Here is a 13391-nt window from a genome sequence, read left to right on the forward strand (position 1 = left end):
AAGGGGCGCGGGGAACTGCGCGACCAGCCACGACGGAGTCGCGCAGACCCCACCACCCCGGAGTCACGGCGAGGACATCACCCCAGCGCCGCCACCCTGTCCCGATACCCCCTCACCGGCGCCGCGTCCTTGTACGGCTCCAACCGCTTCTCGAAGTCCCGCACATACTCGATCGCCCGCACCGACCGCATCTCCACAGCGGCCCCCGCCGCCTCCGCCCCCAACGCGCACGCCTGGTCCAGCTCACCCAGCCCCAGCCGGGCGGAGGCCAGCACCACACGGCAGAACAGACGGCTGCGGGCGTACGCGGGCGCCCGCAACTGCAGGGACCGCTCGGCATGCTGGGCCGCCGCACGGAACTGCTGCAGATCCCGGTGCGCATGACCGAACTCGTCCGCCAGCTGCGCCTCGTCGAAGAACCGCGCCCAGTAGGGGACTTCGTCGCCGGGCCGAGCCGCCTCCAGCGCCCGCTCGGCCCGCACCAGCGCCCCGGTGCACGCCCGCACCTCGCCCAGTACCCCGTGCGCCCGTGCCTCGACCGCGTGCAGCAGGGCCTGGACCACCGGCGGGGCACTGGTGCCGACGCCTTGCTGGGCCACCCGCGCCAGCTGCACCGCTTCCCGCCCGTGCCCGAGGTACACGGCCTGCCGGCTCATCGTGATCAGCACATAGGAGCCGTACGCCCGGTCCCCCGCCGCCTGCGCGAGCCGCAGCGACTGCACGAAGTACCGCTGCGCGAGCCCGTGCGCCGCGATGTCGTACGACGTCCAGCCCGCGAGCCTCGTGAGGTCGGCCGCCGCCGAGAACAGCCGACGGCCGGTCTGCTCGCCGTACATGCCGCGCAGCATCGGCTCGCACTCGTGCTCCAGGTACCGCACGAGCGCCTGCCGGGCGTGACCGCCGCCGTACATGTCGTCCAGGGAGCGGAACAGGTCGCCGACCGAGCGGAGCGCCGCGATGTCGCCGCCGGTGACCTTCTGGCCCGGGCCGCGCTCCGCGCCGCGCTGCCGGGGCACCACCGCGCGGCCCTGGGTGGGCACGGTGGGGGTCCCTCCCGCTCGAGCGAAGCCGAGAGTGGGGGCGGGCGGCTCGCCGCGGGCCACCTTGTCGTCGGCCCGCCCGATCAGCCAGTCCCGGCTGGGCACGACGAGCCCCGCCGGGGTGAACGCGATCTTGCGCAGCTCGGCGTGGCTGCCGGAGTCCTTGCGCCACAGCCCGCTGACGATGTCGATGGCCTCCTCGGGGGTCGCGGCGAACTCCAGACCGGCGTACACCGGCGCACAGGCGTCGAGCCCGAGGTCCTGCGCGGAGAGCCGGCGCCCCAGCCGCCGGGTGAAGACCTCCGCGATCAGCGCGGGTGTCGTGCCCCGCGGCTGCTGTCCGCGGAGCCACCGGGTCACGGATGTCTTGTCGTATCTCAGATCAAGCCCGTGTTCGAGACCGAGCTGGTCCACCCGACGGGCGAGCCCCGCGTTGGAGAACCCCGCTTCTGCGATGAGCGCGGCGAGCTGGCGGTTGGGAGTGCGCTGCGCGGGTCGTTCCGTCATCTGGGGTGGTGTCTCCTGCCCGGATTGCCTGTGAGCAGCCCTTATGGCCTCTATAGGACGGCGCGAATGTAGCGGAGAGTGAGCAGACGATCGCACACTTCGACGTTCGTTCATCCGATCGTGTGAGGATTGGCCGCACGGCTGACGCGAGACGGCGAGTCGTACAGTGGCGTAGGCACACTTCGTGCCTTACGACTCTCCGGGGAGGCGCTTGCCGTGAGTGAGCTGCGGTTCGTCCGTATGGGGTTCGGCGCGGACGCCGTCGAGTACCAGGAGGCGTGGGACGAGCAACGCCGGGTGCACGCGGCACGGTTCGCGGACGAGGCCCCCGACACCGTCCTGCTGCTCGAACACCCGCCGGTGTATACGGCCGGACGGCGCACGGCGGACAGCGAGCGCCCCCTGGACGGCACCCCGGTCGTCGACGTGGACCGCGGCGGCAAGATCACCTGGCACGGCCCGGGCCAGCTGGTGGGCTACCCCATCCAGAAGCTGCCGCGTCCGGTGGACGTCGTGGCGCATGTACGACGTCTCGAGGAAGCCCTCATCCGCACCTGCGCGGAGTTCGGCGTGGAGACCAGCCGGGTCGAGGGCCGCAGCGGCGTATGGGTGCTCGGCGATCCGGTCGAGCGGCGCCCGTCCATCGGGGGCCTGTCGCTGGACCTCGACCCCCGTCTGCACGACGAGGAGTTCGACCCGCGCATGAACGGCCCGGAGTACGCACCGTCCAATGCCGGCCAGCGCCGCGAGGACCGCAAGATCGCGGCGATCGGGATCCGGGTCGCCAAGGGCGTCACGATGCACGGCTTCGCGCTGAACGTGAACCCGGACAACCGCTGGTTCGACCGCATCATCCCGTGCGGGATCCGGGACGCCGGGGTCGCGTCCCTGGCGGACGAACTCGGGCGGGACGTGACGATCCCCGAGGTGCTGCCGGTCGTCGAGCGGCACCTGAGGGACGTGCTCGAGAATGCGGATCTGAAGCCGCGCGAGATCGAGAAGGCGACGGCGTAGTCGCGCCGATGGAAGACCGTCGTCACCTGCGGGCCGGTGGGGAATGGGGCCCGGAGTCCAGAGGTTGGCCTCACCGGTAGGGCCCTACAAAACACGGGGCGTACCCTGGTGTACGCCGAAGAATCGAAGCTACAGGGAGCCGATGTGTCCGCAGTCACACCCGACGGACGCAAGATGCTGCGCCTGGAGGTCCGGAACGCCCAGACCCCCATCGAGCGCAAGCCCGAGTGGATCAAGACCCGGGCGAAAATGGGTCCCGAGTACACCGCGATGCAGAAACTCGTGAAGAGCGAGGGGCTCCACACCGTCTGCCAGGAAGCCGGTTGCCCCAACATCTACGAGTGCTGGGAGGACCGCGAGGCCACCTTCCTCATCGGCGGCGACCAGTGCACCCGGCGCTGCGACTTCTGCCAGATCGACACCGGCAAGCCCGAGGCGCTCGACCGCGACGAACCGCGCCGCGTCGGTGAGTCCGTGGTCACCATGGACCTGAACTACGCCACCATCACCGGCGTCGCCCGCGACGACCTGGAGGACGGCGGCGCCTGGCTGTACGCCGAGACGGTCCGCCAGATCCACCAGCAGACCGCCGGGCGCGAGAGCGGCCACACCAAGGTCGAGCTGCTCGCCCCCGACTTCAACGCCGTGCCGGAGCTGCTCCAGCAGGTCTTCGAGTCCCGCCCCGAGGTCTTCGCGCACAACGTCGAGACGGTCCCGCGGATCTTCAAGCGCATCCGCCCCGGCTTCCGCTACGAGCGCTCGCTGAAGGTCATCACCGAGGCCCGCGACTTCGGCCTGGTGACCAAGTCCAACCTGATCCTCGGCATGGGCGAGACCCGCGAGGAGGTCAGCGAGGCGCTCCGGCAGCTGCACGACGCCGGCTGCGAGCTCATCACCATCACGCAGTACCTGCGCCCGAGCGTCCGCCACCACCCCGTGGAGCGCTGGGTCAAGCCGCACGAGTTCGTGGAGCTGAAGGAGGAGGCCGACCAGATCGGCTTCTCCGGTGTGATGTCCGGCCCGCTGGTCCGGTCCTCCTACCGCGCCGGCCGGCTCTACCAGATGGCCATCGAGCAGCGTCAATTTGCTGCTCCGCAGCGGGGCGGCGCGGTCGCGTCGCAGGCCGTCTGATGGCACGGAGTGCCACTCCCGGCGTGTGAATCCGAGCACAAGCGACTACCGCCCGGTAGTGACCGATTGCCGCGGCCCTGGGCGTCCCCGCAGCTGGGGACGGTGCCAGGGCCGCTTCGGCGTTCGCCTGCCGCAAATCAAGGCTTCATTGGTGTTTGACCGGTCGGTCACGCCCTGGTAACACCAATCAGTGACCCTGGTTGTACAGCCCGTGCACCACTCACCAGAGCCGCTATCCCTGAGGGGGGACCTCCATCATGCAGGCCGCGCCCGTTCGCGCCACCGCCATCCCGTCGTTCACCGATGCACTCCGTGCCGTCGAGTCGCTGCTCATGAGCAGCGGCCAGCGCACCGCCCGACGCAACGCCTGGACGTCCGTCCTGGAGGACCGTCGCCGCGCCAAGGACAGGGTCGAGGCGCAGCAGGTGCTGGAGCGTTCGTTCACCGTCCGTCCCTGAAGCTTTTCCTCCGGGACACTGCCGTCGTCGGCGCTCCTCGGGCCACGTAGACTTCGTCGCATGGCGAGAAGTGACAGTGCGGCCGATGCCGCTAACCCCGGGCGACTGAAGCAGATCGCCCTGACGTACAAGATGACCCGCAGGGCCGACAAGACGATCGGCCTGGTGCTCGCGGGTGTCTTCCTCCTCATCCTCGGTGTCTTTCTCGCGATCGGTTTCCTGATCGGTCACCCGGTCTACCTGGGCATCCTGGGCGTCCTCCTCGCCTTCCTCGGAACGGCGATCGTGTTCGGACGCCGGGCCGAGCGGGCCGCCTTCGGACAGATGGAGGGCCAGCCGGGCGCGGCCGCGGCTGTGCTGGACAACATCGGCCGGGGCTGGACGACGACCCCCGCGGTGGCGATGAACCGCAGCCAGGACGTGGTGCACCGGGCCGTCGGCAAGGCCGGCATCGTCCTGGTCGCCGAGGGCAACCCGAACCGGGTGAAGAGCCTGCTGGCCGCCGAGAAGAAGAAGATGAACCGGATCGTGGCGGACGTGCCGGTGCACGACCTGATCGTGGGCACCGGCGAGGACCAGATCCCGCTGAAGAAGCTGCGCACCAGCATGCTGAAGCTGCCCCGCGTGCTGACCGGCCCCCAGGTGACCGCGACCAACGACCGGCTGCGGGCCATGGGTGACCTGATGAGCAACATGCCGCTGCCGAAGGGGCCCATGCCGAAGGGCATGAAGCTGCCCAAGGGCGGGCCGAAGGCGCGCTGACCGACCTCCTACGACGAAGGGGGCGCCCGGAGATCTCTCCGGGCGCCCCCTTCGTCGTAGGAGAACTAGATCCGCACCTCGACCGTGCGCGCCAGCCTGTCGTGCAGGCCCCGGCCGTCGCGGTCCCAGATCAGGGCCGGGACGGCGAGGCACAGCAGGGCGCTGCGCAGGAGGCCGCGGAGCGGGCTCGGGCGGCCGCTCGACAGGTCGACGACGCGCAGGCCGAAGAGACGCTTGCCCGGGGTGAAACCGATGGTCCCGACCGTGAGCACGCTCATCGCGAAGAAAACCAGCAGCGCCCAGTTCGAGGTCGCCGGCGTGTAGCTCTGGGTGATCAATTGGGATGCAATCAGCACGCTCATCGCCCAGTCCACGGCGAGTGCTCCGAGCCGCCGCCCCGGCCGGGCGATGGAGCCCGGCCCCTCCTCCGGCAGACCCAGTTGCTGCCCCCGGTATCCGAAGTCCACACCGGCTTGCTCGGCGGCCGCACGGGGCCCCGAGAGCCACGATCCGATTGCTTCCCTCTTGTCCACCCGTCCACCGTACTGCCCGCGTTTCGGGATGCGGACAGGTGGGGTGCGGAGCGGGATGTCCGGTTAACTTGTGCGAAACAAATGGGTCACGCCCGAGAAATCACGCGTCCCTAGTGTCGTCGTCATCGTGTGCCACCGCACTGGCCGCACAAACGAACTACCACCCCGGCAAGGAACCGTCGGGAGTAGGAGGAGCTGGATGTTCCAGAACGCCGACGAGGCCAAGAAGTTCATCGCGGACGAGGACGTCAAGTTCGTCGACGTCCGGTTCTGCGACCTGCCGGGCGTCATGCAGCACTTCACGCTGCCCGTCGAGGCGTTCGACCCGGACGAGGAGCTCGCGTTCGACGGCTCGTCGATCCGTGGCTTCCAGGCCATCCACGAGTCCGACATGGCGCTGCGCGCGGACCTGTCGACCGCCCGGGTCGACCCCTTCCGCCGCGACAAGACGGTCAACATCAACTTCTTCATCCACGACCCGATCACGGGCGAGCAGTACAGCCGTGACCCGCGCAACGTGGCCAAGAAGGCCGAGGCCTACCTCGCGTCGACCGGTATCGCGGACACCGCGTACTTCGGTCCCGAGGCGGAGTTCTACGTCTTCGACAGCGTCCGTTTCGCCACCTCGGCGAACGAGAGCTTCTACCACATCGACTCCGAGGCCGGCGCCTGGAACACCGGTGCGGTGGAGAACAACCGCGGCTACAAGGTCCGCTACAAGGGCGGCTACTTCCCGACCCCGCCGGTCGACCACTTCGCCGACCTGCGCGCCGAGATCTCCCTCCAGCTCGCCGCCTCCGGCCTCCAGGTCGAGCGCCAGCACCACGAGGTGGGCACCGCCGGCCAGGCCGAGATCAACTACAAGTTCAACACGCTGCTCGCCGCGGCCGACGACCTCCAGCTCTTCAAGTACATCGTGAAGAACGTGGCCTGGAAGAACGGCAAGACCGCGACCTTCATGCCGAAGCCGATCTTCGGTGACAACGGCTCGGGCATGCACGTGCACCAGTCGCTGTGGTCCGGCGGCTCCCCGCTCTTCTACGACGAGGCCGGCTACGCGGGCCTGTCGGACATGGCCCGCTACTACATCGGCGGCATCCTCAAGCACGCCCCGTCGCTGCTGGCCTTCACCAACCCGACGGTGAACTCCTACCACCGTCTGGTCCCGGGCTTCGAGGCGCCGATCAACCTGGTGTACTCGCAGCGCAACCGCTCCGCGGCCATGCGTATCCCGATCACGGGCTCCAACCCGAAGGCCAAGCGCGTCGAGTTCCGTGCGCCCGACTCCTCCGGCAACCCGTACCTGGCCTTCTCCGCGCTGCTGCTCGCGGGCCTGGACGGCATCAAGAACAAGATCGAGCCGGCCGAGCCGATCGACAAGGACCTCTACGAGCTGGCTCCCGAGGAGCACGCGAGCGTCGCGCAGGTCCCGACCTCCCTCCCGGCCGTCCTCGACCGCCTCGAGGCCGACCACGAGTTCCTCCTCCAGGGCGACGTCTTCACGCCGGACCTGATCGAGACGTGGATCGACTTCAAGCGCACGAACGAGATCGCGCCGCTGCAGCTGCGTCCGCACCCGCACGAGTTCGAGCTCTACTTCGACGTGTGATCGAACCCGGGCCGGTTCTCCCGGCTCTCTCGGCGCCCCCGTTCCTGGTTTCTCAGGGCGGGGGCGCCGTCGTATGGTTTTGGGAACAGACGTGCGAGAAGGGCGACCGGGGGTTACGGGGATGGCCGAACGGGACGACGAGGAGCGGGAGTTCGACATCCGGTGGGCCGACGGCGCCGAGGAGAAGGAGCCCTCGGCACGGGCCCGGATGCTCGCCGCGCGCTGGAAGGAGAACCCGCCACAGGCGCAGCCGTTCCGTCCGGAGCCCGAGCGGGTACGACGGCCGCGGTCGCCGTGGGCGTCGACGGCCATCGTGTTCGGATGTGTGGCGGCGGTCATCGTGCTGCTGGGGTATGCGAACTTCCAGGCCCCGTACTGACGAAACGGCGGTCCGCCGCGGGGCCTGAACCTTTGCTGGCCCTAGAGGTGATCGCGACCGCTTCATGGTGGGGCCGGGTGCACACTGGGCAGTGGGGCGAGTGCCTGACTGCGGGGTGATGCAGATGCAGAGCCGTTTCCGGAGCGATCGGCGGCTGACCGTGCGGATGACGGTCACGCTTTTCCTGCTCGGACTGCTGTACGTGGCCTTCGTCGCCGCGTTGATCGTGTTGCTGAAGTCCTGGGTGCTGGTCCTGGTGATCGCCGCGGGGATGCTGGGCGCACAGTACTGGTTCTCCGACCGGGTCGCGCTGTTCGCGATGCGCGGGCGGGTCGTGGAGCGGGAGGAGTATCCGGAGTTGCATGGGGTCGTCGACCGGCTGTGCGCCATCGCGGACATGCCCAAGCCCGTGGTCGCCGTGTCGGACATCGACATGCCGAACGCCTTCGCCACCGGGCGGAATCCGGATCATGCCGTGGTGTGTGTGACGACGGGCCTGCTGCGGCGGCTGGAGCCCGCGGAGCTGGAGGGCGTGCTCGCCCACGAGCTGTCGCACGTGGCGCACAAGGACGTGGCCGTCATCACCGTCGCTTCCTTCCTCGGCGTCCTCGCGGGGCTCATCGTGCGGTTCGCGTTCTACTCGCAGATCTTCAGCGGGCGCAAGGACCAGAACACCGCCGTCGTCTTCGCGGGGGTGATGGGGGTCTCCGCGGCCGTGTACGCCCTGTCCTTCCTGCTCATCCGGGCCCTGTCCCGGTACCGCGAGCTCGCCGCCGACCGGGCCGCCGCACAGCTGACCGGGCGGCCCTCGGCGCTGGCCTCCGCGCTCACCAAGGTCTCCGGGGACATCGCGAGGATCCCCAGCAAGGATCTGCGGACCGCGCAGGCGTTCAACGCCTTCTACTTCACCCCGGCTCTCGGGTCCGAGCCCGGCATCGCCCGGCTCTTCTCCACCCACCCGAGCCTGGAACAGCGGCTGGATCAACTGGGCCGGATCTCCACCGAGTTGGGTGAGGCCGCGACCCCGGGGAAGGCGGACTGACACCCATGGGGCTGCTGGACATTCTGCTCGGGCGCACGAAACCGGTCGCGCCCGATCTCGACCAGCTCTTCGCACTGCCGTCGGCGGCCGTCACCCTGGAGGCCGCCACGGGGTTCACCCCGACCGGCAGCGGGGCGGTGTGCTTCGCCACGGTCGAGGGTGCCGCGTTCGAGCAGACGCACCGCGAGGTGCAGGCGCTCCTCGACGCGGACGCCGACCGATGGGGGTCCCCCCGCTCGAGCGAAGCCGAGAGTGGGGGAGGCACCCCGGTCCGGCTGCGGCGCGACGAGTACGGCTACTCCTGGCTGGTCTCCGAGCGGGCCCCCGACGAGCTTCCCCAGCTCGTGAACGACCTGCACGCGGTGAACTCCTCGATGGAGGTCAACGGCTTCGGCCCGCAGCTGCTGTGCTCGCTGGCCGGCTTCCGTGACGGCGAGGGCCGTACGCTCGCGCTGGTCTACCTCTACAAGCGGGGCACCTGGTTCCCGTTCGCGCCACTGCCCGACGGGGGACAGCGGCGCGACAACGCGCTGGAACTGCGGGTCAAGGCGGCTCTCGGGGACGATCTGCGGACCGAGCAGGATCTGAGCCGCTGGTTCCCGGTGTGGGGCGCCCCCGGCCTGTGACGCCGGCGACCGGGGACGGCCCGGCAAGGGCTCACTTGGCCTTCTTCTCGCGCTCCTGACGGCGGGACTCGAAGGGGCGCTCGCGGCGGTAGCGGCGCTCCCACTTGGCCTGCTTGTCGCGGCGCTCCCGGTACGCCCGGTAGTCGCTGGGCATGACCCCGGACGAGGAACCGCCCCTGGAGGGCGTCGAAGACGCGCCCCGCCCGTACTGCGTGTACAGGAAGAGCACGGCGGCGGCGGCGAGCCAGTAGACGCTGTTTCCAAAACCTAGGACGACCAGGACCGCGGCCCCGGCCATGACGATGGTGCCCATCACGGGCCTCCGTGTGCGTGGTTGGGTGAGCAGCAGAGTAGCCCCGGGACCGCCCGGTGAAACCGGCCCTGCGGCAAGCGGTGGGGAGCAGCTCCGCAATGCGTGTCCAGCGTAGGGAGACGGTCACACCGTGTGCATCTCCTTTTCCCCCTCCCTGGCGTGCGCCCCGCATTCCGGCGCCCTAGAGTCGGGCGAAACGTCACATTGCGCCAATAAGGGGTGTTACCGGATGAGTGATCTCTTCGTCGTCGCCTACAACGACCTCGCCACCGCCCACCAGGTCCGCGAGAAGGTGATCGAGCTGTCCAAGCAGCATCTCGTCGAGCTGGAGGACATCGTGGTCGTCGAGCGGCGCGAGGACGGCAAGATCAAACTGCACCAGGCCCTCAACCACACCGCCGCGGGCGCGGCGGGCGGCGCCCTGTGGGGCGGGGTGATCGGGCTGCTCTTCCTGGCCCCGCTGCTCGGTGCCGCGGTGGGTGCGGCGGCCGGCGCCGCCGGGGGCGCGGTCACCGACACCGGCATCAACGACAACTTCATGAAGGACCTCAGCCAGAACCTCCGGCCGGGCGCCGCCGCCCTGTTCGTCCTGGTCAAGCAGGCCGCCCAGGACAAGGTGATCCCGCAGCTCTCCCCGTTCGGCGGCGAGTTGGTGCAGACCTCGCTGAGCCAGGCCGACGAGGACCATCTGCGCGAGGCCATCGCGGCGGCGCGGTCGCCGAAGGCGGAAGCCGCTTCCTGACGCCGGGGCCGCCATGAGTGAATGAGGTCATGATCTCCTCGTTCACTCAGCACCACGACGGCGAACGGCTCAGCGGGGTGTACGGCGGCGGTGGCCCGGACCGGGCCACCGCCGTTGTGCTGCACGGGGCGGGCAACGGCAGCAAGGAGCGGCTGACGCCGCTATGGGAGGAGTTCGCGGGCCGGGGCTGCGGCGTCCTGGCCCTCGACTTCTCCGGGCACGGCGAATCCACCGGCGAGCTGCGGGAGTTGAGCCTGCGCCGGCGCTTCGAGCAGGCCGTCGCGGTGATCGACGCACGGGTGCCGGCGGACGGGCCGCTGATCCTCGTCGGGTTCAGCATGAGCGGGCAGACGGTGGCGGATCTCGTACGGCACTACGGGGAGCGCGTGACGGCGATCGGACTGTGCTCGCCGGCGGTGTACGCGGCCGAGGCGTGGGACGTGCCGTTCGGCAGCGGGGACAGCCCGTTCCGCGCGATCCTGCGCACCCCGGGCAGCTGGCGCGGGGCACCCGCACTGGACGCGCTGCGGGCGTACGAGGGGCGGGCGGTGCTCGCGGTGCCGGGCCACGACGAGGTCATCCCGCCCGACGTGACGGAGGCCGTCCAGAACGCGCTGGCCGCACGGTCGCAGTACACGCGCCTCGACGTCCCGGACGCACCGCACCGCTTGGGCCTCTGGTTCCACGATCACGCCGACGACCGGCGGGAGTTCGTCGACGCGCTGCTGGTCGAGGGCTGGACGGCGACCCGCGCCTGGGTGGCCAAGCAGCTGCCTGCGGGCCGTACGGTCGCCACCACCCGTTTCCTGTCCGGGGGTTGGAGCTCGCAGATGCGCGCGCTCACCCTCGACGACGGCTCGGACCTGGTCCTGCGGACCTTCGTGAAGCCCTTCTTCCGGCACCACGCGCCCGGCCTCCTGAACCGCGAGGCGTCGGTCCTCACGCTGCTCGCCGGGCAGGAAGGCATCCCGGCCCCCGAACTGCTCGCCGTGGACGCCACCGCCGAACACAGCGATCACCCGGGCCTGTTGATGACCCGGCTGCCGGGCCGGGTCCGGGTCGACGAGGAGGATCTCGGACGGCGGCTCGATCTGCTGGCGGCCCAACTCGTCGGGATCCACCGGGTCGTACCCGACGAACGCCCGCGCGCCTATCAGGCCTGGACGTCAGCCGAGCGGGTGCGCGTGCCGGAGGGCGCGCCGTGGGAGCGGGCCGTGGATGTCATCCGGCGCGATCCACCGCCGTACGAAGGTGTCTTCCTGCACCGGGACTTCCACCCCGGGAACGTGCTCTTCACCGACGACCTGCGGATCAGCGGTGTCGTCGACTGGGTCGAGACCTCGTGGGGCCCCGCCGACCTGGACGTCGCCCACTGCTCCACTGCGCTCGCGCTGCTGCACGGGCCGGAGCACGGGCTGGGCTTCCGGGACCGCTACGAGGCCCAGGGCGGACATCGGCTCGCCGACGGCGCGGATCACCTGTACTGGCGGCTGCTCGACTCCCTCGCCTACGCCCCCGACGCCGGGAAGCCGGCGGGGCCGTGGCGCGAGCTGGGGCGGACCGAGCTGACGCCGGCGGTGCTGGGCGGGCGCCTGGAGGCCTATGTGGAGGGGCTGTTGGAGCGGTACGCCTGAGGGCTCGTTCGCGGGTCGTCAGAGTTCCGGGGCCGCTCTCACCACTCCCGCGGCGACCGCGGCGGTCAGGGTGGTGTGGTCGGTCACGGTCTGGGCGGCGTAGGTCCGGGCGAACTCGGCGACGGCCTGGTCGAAGGTGTCGGACTTGCCCAGATAGGCGGCGATGGCGATGCGGTCGCCGGAGCGGGCGTGGGCCCGCGCGAGAGCGGTGCCGCAGAGGCGGGCGTACGAGGTGAGGGCGGCCGGGCTCATGCCGGCGACGTCCGCCGAGCCCTTCATGTCGCGCAGCTGGCGCCAGTAGAAGGCCCGTCCCTGAGGTCCGGTCATCCAACCCAGGAAGATGTCACTGGCCGCCTGGAGCAGCCGCTGGCCGGCCACCACGCGATGCCCTTGGTGGACGTAGGGGCCACTCGGCAGATGTTCCTCCAGTACGGACTTCCGCGCCTCCTTGATCTGCAGGAACAGCGGGTCGTCCGCGTCCCGTCCGGCGAGCAGGACGATGAAGCAGCGGGTGCCGACACTGCCGACGCCGACGACCTTGCGGGCGGCGTCGACGAAGCGGTAGCGGTCCAGCAGGAGGCGGCGCTCCTCGGAGAGGGTGGAGCGGTAGTCGCTGAAGATCTTGCGCAGGGCCGCCATGTCGGAGGTGCCGGCGGACTCCAGCAGCGGCGGGTCGTTGATGATGCGGTGGCGTCCGTCGACGACCTCCGTCAGCTTGCCGAGGGCCTGGAGGCTCGTGCGGCGGCGGGCCCGGGTCAGGCTCGACTCGACGCGCCTTCGGTGCCGGGCCGAGCGGACGAGCGGGAGCAGGGTGTCGGCGTCCGTCCGCTCGTACCAGACGGCCAGTTCGCCGAGCCCTGCGAGTCGGTGGATGGACGTGCGGTACGCGGCCGTCGCCTCCACGGCCGCCCGGTGCGCCTTCGCCTCGCTGTGGCCGTTCTCGCGGGCGGCCACGACCACGCTCGCGGCGAGCCGCTTGACGTCCCACTCGAACGGGCCGGGGAACGTCTCGTCGAAGTCGTTCAGGTCGAAGAGCAGAGAGCGTTCCGGTGAGGCGTACAGGCCGAAGTTGAGGAGGTGTGCGTCGCCGCAGAGTTGCACGGTGAGGCCGGTGCGGGGCTGGGTGGCGAGGTCCGCGGCCATCACCGCGGCGGCGCCGCGCAGGAAGGCGAAGGGGGAGGCGGTCATACGGCCGTAGCGGATCGGGAGCAGTTCCGGGAGGCGGTCGCGGCCCTGTCGCTCCAGTACGGCGACGGGGTCCGGGCGGTCGAGGGAGGGGATCCACGCGGCGTGGGCGGAGCGAGGGGTGCGTTTGCGGGCGGCTCGGCCTTGGGTGGCTCGGTCGGTGGGGGTGCGGGTGCCGGGGGTGCCTGTGCCGGGGGTGGTCATCTGCCGCCCTGCCTGTGCATCGCGCCTCCCGGGTCTGGCGTGCCACCTCCTGCTCCTGTTCGCAGGGAAGCGCGGGACGGGGGGTGGCGCATGTCGGGTACGGCGATCGGGTGACGGGGTCTGGGTGCGCCCCGAGGGTTTTCGCCCCCGCCGCCCTTACCCGTTCCCATCCCCAGGGGCATGCTGCCCCTTCGACCCCGCCCCAGGGGGCT

The 13391-nt window shown here is 70.4% G+C and carries 14 protein-coding genes; 10 read left to right on the plus strand and 4 right to left on the minus strand.

What is annotated here, in order from left to right; all coding sequences use genetic code 11:
- Nucleotides 1–77 precede the first annotated feature (77 nt).
- A complete protein-coding gene (locus tag ACIOHP_RS07640; protein WP_361538726.1) occupies nucleotides 78–1547 on the minus strand; it encodes a regulator in 1470 nt (489 codons plus the stop codon).
- Nucleotides 1548–1763: 216 nt separating this feature from the next.
- Between ACIOHP_RS07640 and lipB the strand changes: the two genes are divergently transcribed.
- The 4 genes from lipB to ACIOHP_RS07660 all read left to right on the plus strand — a co-directional run bounded on the left by lipB (nucleotide 1764) and on the right by ACIOHP_RS07660 (nucleotide 4912).
- Nucleotides 1764–2561: a lipoyl(octanoyl) transferase LipB gene (gene lipB, locus ACIOHP_RS07645; protein ID WP_401884218.1), complete on the plus strand. Its 798-nt coding sequence runs from the start codon at nucleotides 1764–1766 to the stop codon at nucleotides 2559–2561.
- Nucleotides 2562–2705: 144 nt separating this feature from the next.
- Nucleotides 2706–3692, plus strand: coding sequence for a lipoyl synthase (lipA, locus tag ACIOHP_RS07650; RefSeq protein ID WP_361538722.1), 987 nt, complete (start codon nucleotides 2706–2708; stop codon nucleotides 3690–3692).
- Nucleotides 3693–3949: 257 nt separating this feature from the next.
- Nucleotides 3950–4150 carry a hypothetical protein gene (locus tag ACIOHP_RS07655; RefSeq protein WP_361477094.1) on the plus strand — a complete coding sequence of 67 codons (201 nt, stop codon included), beginning with the start codon at nucleotides 3950–3952 and terminating at the stop codon, nucleotides 4148–4150.
- A 60-nt stretch (nucleotides 4151–4210) separates the two neighbouring features.
- A complete protein-coding gene (locus ACIOHP_RS07660) occupies nucleotides 4211–4912 on the plus strand; it encodes a DUF4191 domain-containing protein (protein ID WP_307031833.1) in 702 nt (233 codons plus the stop codon).
- 65 nt (nucleotides 4913–4977) lie between these two features.
- On the opposite strand, the gene ACIOHP_RS07665 is transcribed toward ACIOHP_RS07660, so the two are convergent.
- Nucleotides 4978–5445: an RDD family protein gene (locus ACIOHP_RS07665; protein WP_361538718.1), complete on the minus strand. Its 468-nt coding sequence runs from the start codon at nucleotides 5443–5445 to the stop codon at nucleotides 4978–4980.
- A gap of 199 nt (nucleotides 5446–5644) precedes the next feature.
- On the opposite strand from ACIOHP_RS07665, the gene glnA reads away from it, so the two are divergent.
- The 4 genes from glnA to ACIOHP_RS07685 all read left to right on the plus strand — a co-directional run bounded on the left by glnA (nucleotide 5645) and on the right by ACIOHP_RS07685 (nucleotide 9101).
- A complete protein-coding gene (gene glnA, locus ACIOHP_RS07670) occupies nucleotides 5645–7054 on the plus strand; it encodes a type I glutamate--ammonia ligase (protein ID WP_067431315.1) in 1410 nt (469 codons plus the stop codon).
- Between the two features lie 121 nt (nucleotides 7055–7175).
- The gene (locus tag ACIOHP_RS07675; RefSeq protein ID WP_401884224.1) at nucleotides 7176–7433 is read left to right on the plus strand and encodes a hypothetical protein; all 258 of its coding nucleotides are present in this window, start codon (nucleotides 7176–7178) and stop codon (nucleotides 7431–7433) included.
- A 124-nt stretch (nucleotides 7434–7557) separates the two neighbouring features.
- Nucleotides 7558–8475, plus strand: coding sequence for a zinc metalloprotease HtpX (gene htpX, locus ACIOHP_RS07680; protein ID WP_361477107.1), 918 nt, complete (start codon nucleotides 7558–7560; stop codon nucleotides 8473–8475).
- 5 nt (nucleotides 8476–8480) lie between these two features.
- Entirely contained in the window at nucleotides 8481–9101 is a 621-nt protein-coding gene (locus tag ACIOHP_RS07685) for a hypothetical protein (protein ID WP_401884227.1), read from the plus strand.
- A 31-nt stretch (nucleotides 9102–9132) separates the two neighbouring features.
- On the opposite strand, the gene ACIOHP_RS07690 is transcribed toward ACIOHP_RS07685, so the two are convergent.
- Entirely contained in the window at nucleotides 9133–9414 is a 282-nt protein-coding gene (locus ACIOHP_RS07690) for a hypothetical protein (protein WP_401884231.1), read from the minus strand.
- 229 nt (nucleotides 9415–9643) lie between these two features.
- Here ACIOHP_RS07690 and ACIOHP_RS07695 point away from each other — a divergent pair, with 229 nt between their 5' ends.
- Together ACIOHP_RS07695 and ACIOHP_RS07700 are read left to right on the plus strand one after the other, a co-directional pair.
- On the plus strand, nucleotides 9644–10156 hold the full coding sequence (locus ACIOHP_RS07695; protein WP_361538713.1) for a DUF1269 domain-containing protein: 513 nt from the start codon (nucleotides 9644–9646) through the stop codon (nucleotides 10154–10156).
- 29 nt (nucleotides 10157–10185) lie between these two features.
- Nucleotides 10186–11790, plus strand: coding sequence for an alpha/beta fold hydrolase (locus ACIOHP_RS07700; protein ID WP_401884234.1), 1605 nt, complete (start codon nucleotides 10186–10188; stop codon nucleotides 11788–11790).
- 18 nt (nucleotides 11791–11808) lie between these two features.
- Here the strand turns inward: ACIOHP_RS07700 and ACIOHP_RS07705 are convergent, their stop codons facing one another.
- Nucleotides 11809–13179 carry a DUF2252 domain-containing protein gene (locus ACIOHP_RS07705; RefSeq protein ID WP_401884236.1) on the minus strand — a complete coding sequence of 457 codons (1371 nt, stop codon included), beginning with the start codon at nucleotides 13177–13179 and terminating at the stop codon, nucleotides 11809–11811.
- Nucleotides 13180–13391 lie beyond the last annotated feature (212 nt).

The sequence above is a fragment of the Streptomyces sp. NPDC087859 genome, assembly GCF_044742595.1.
In the GTDB taxonomy this organism is placed as follows: Bacteria; Actinomycetota; Actinomycetes; order Streptomycetales; family Streptomycetaceae; genus Streptomyces; species Streptomyces canus_F.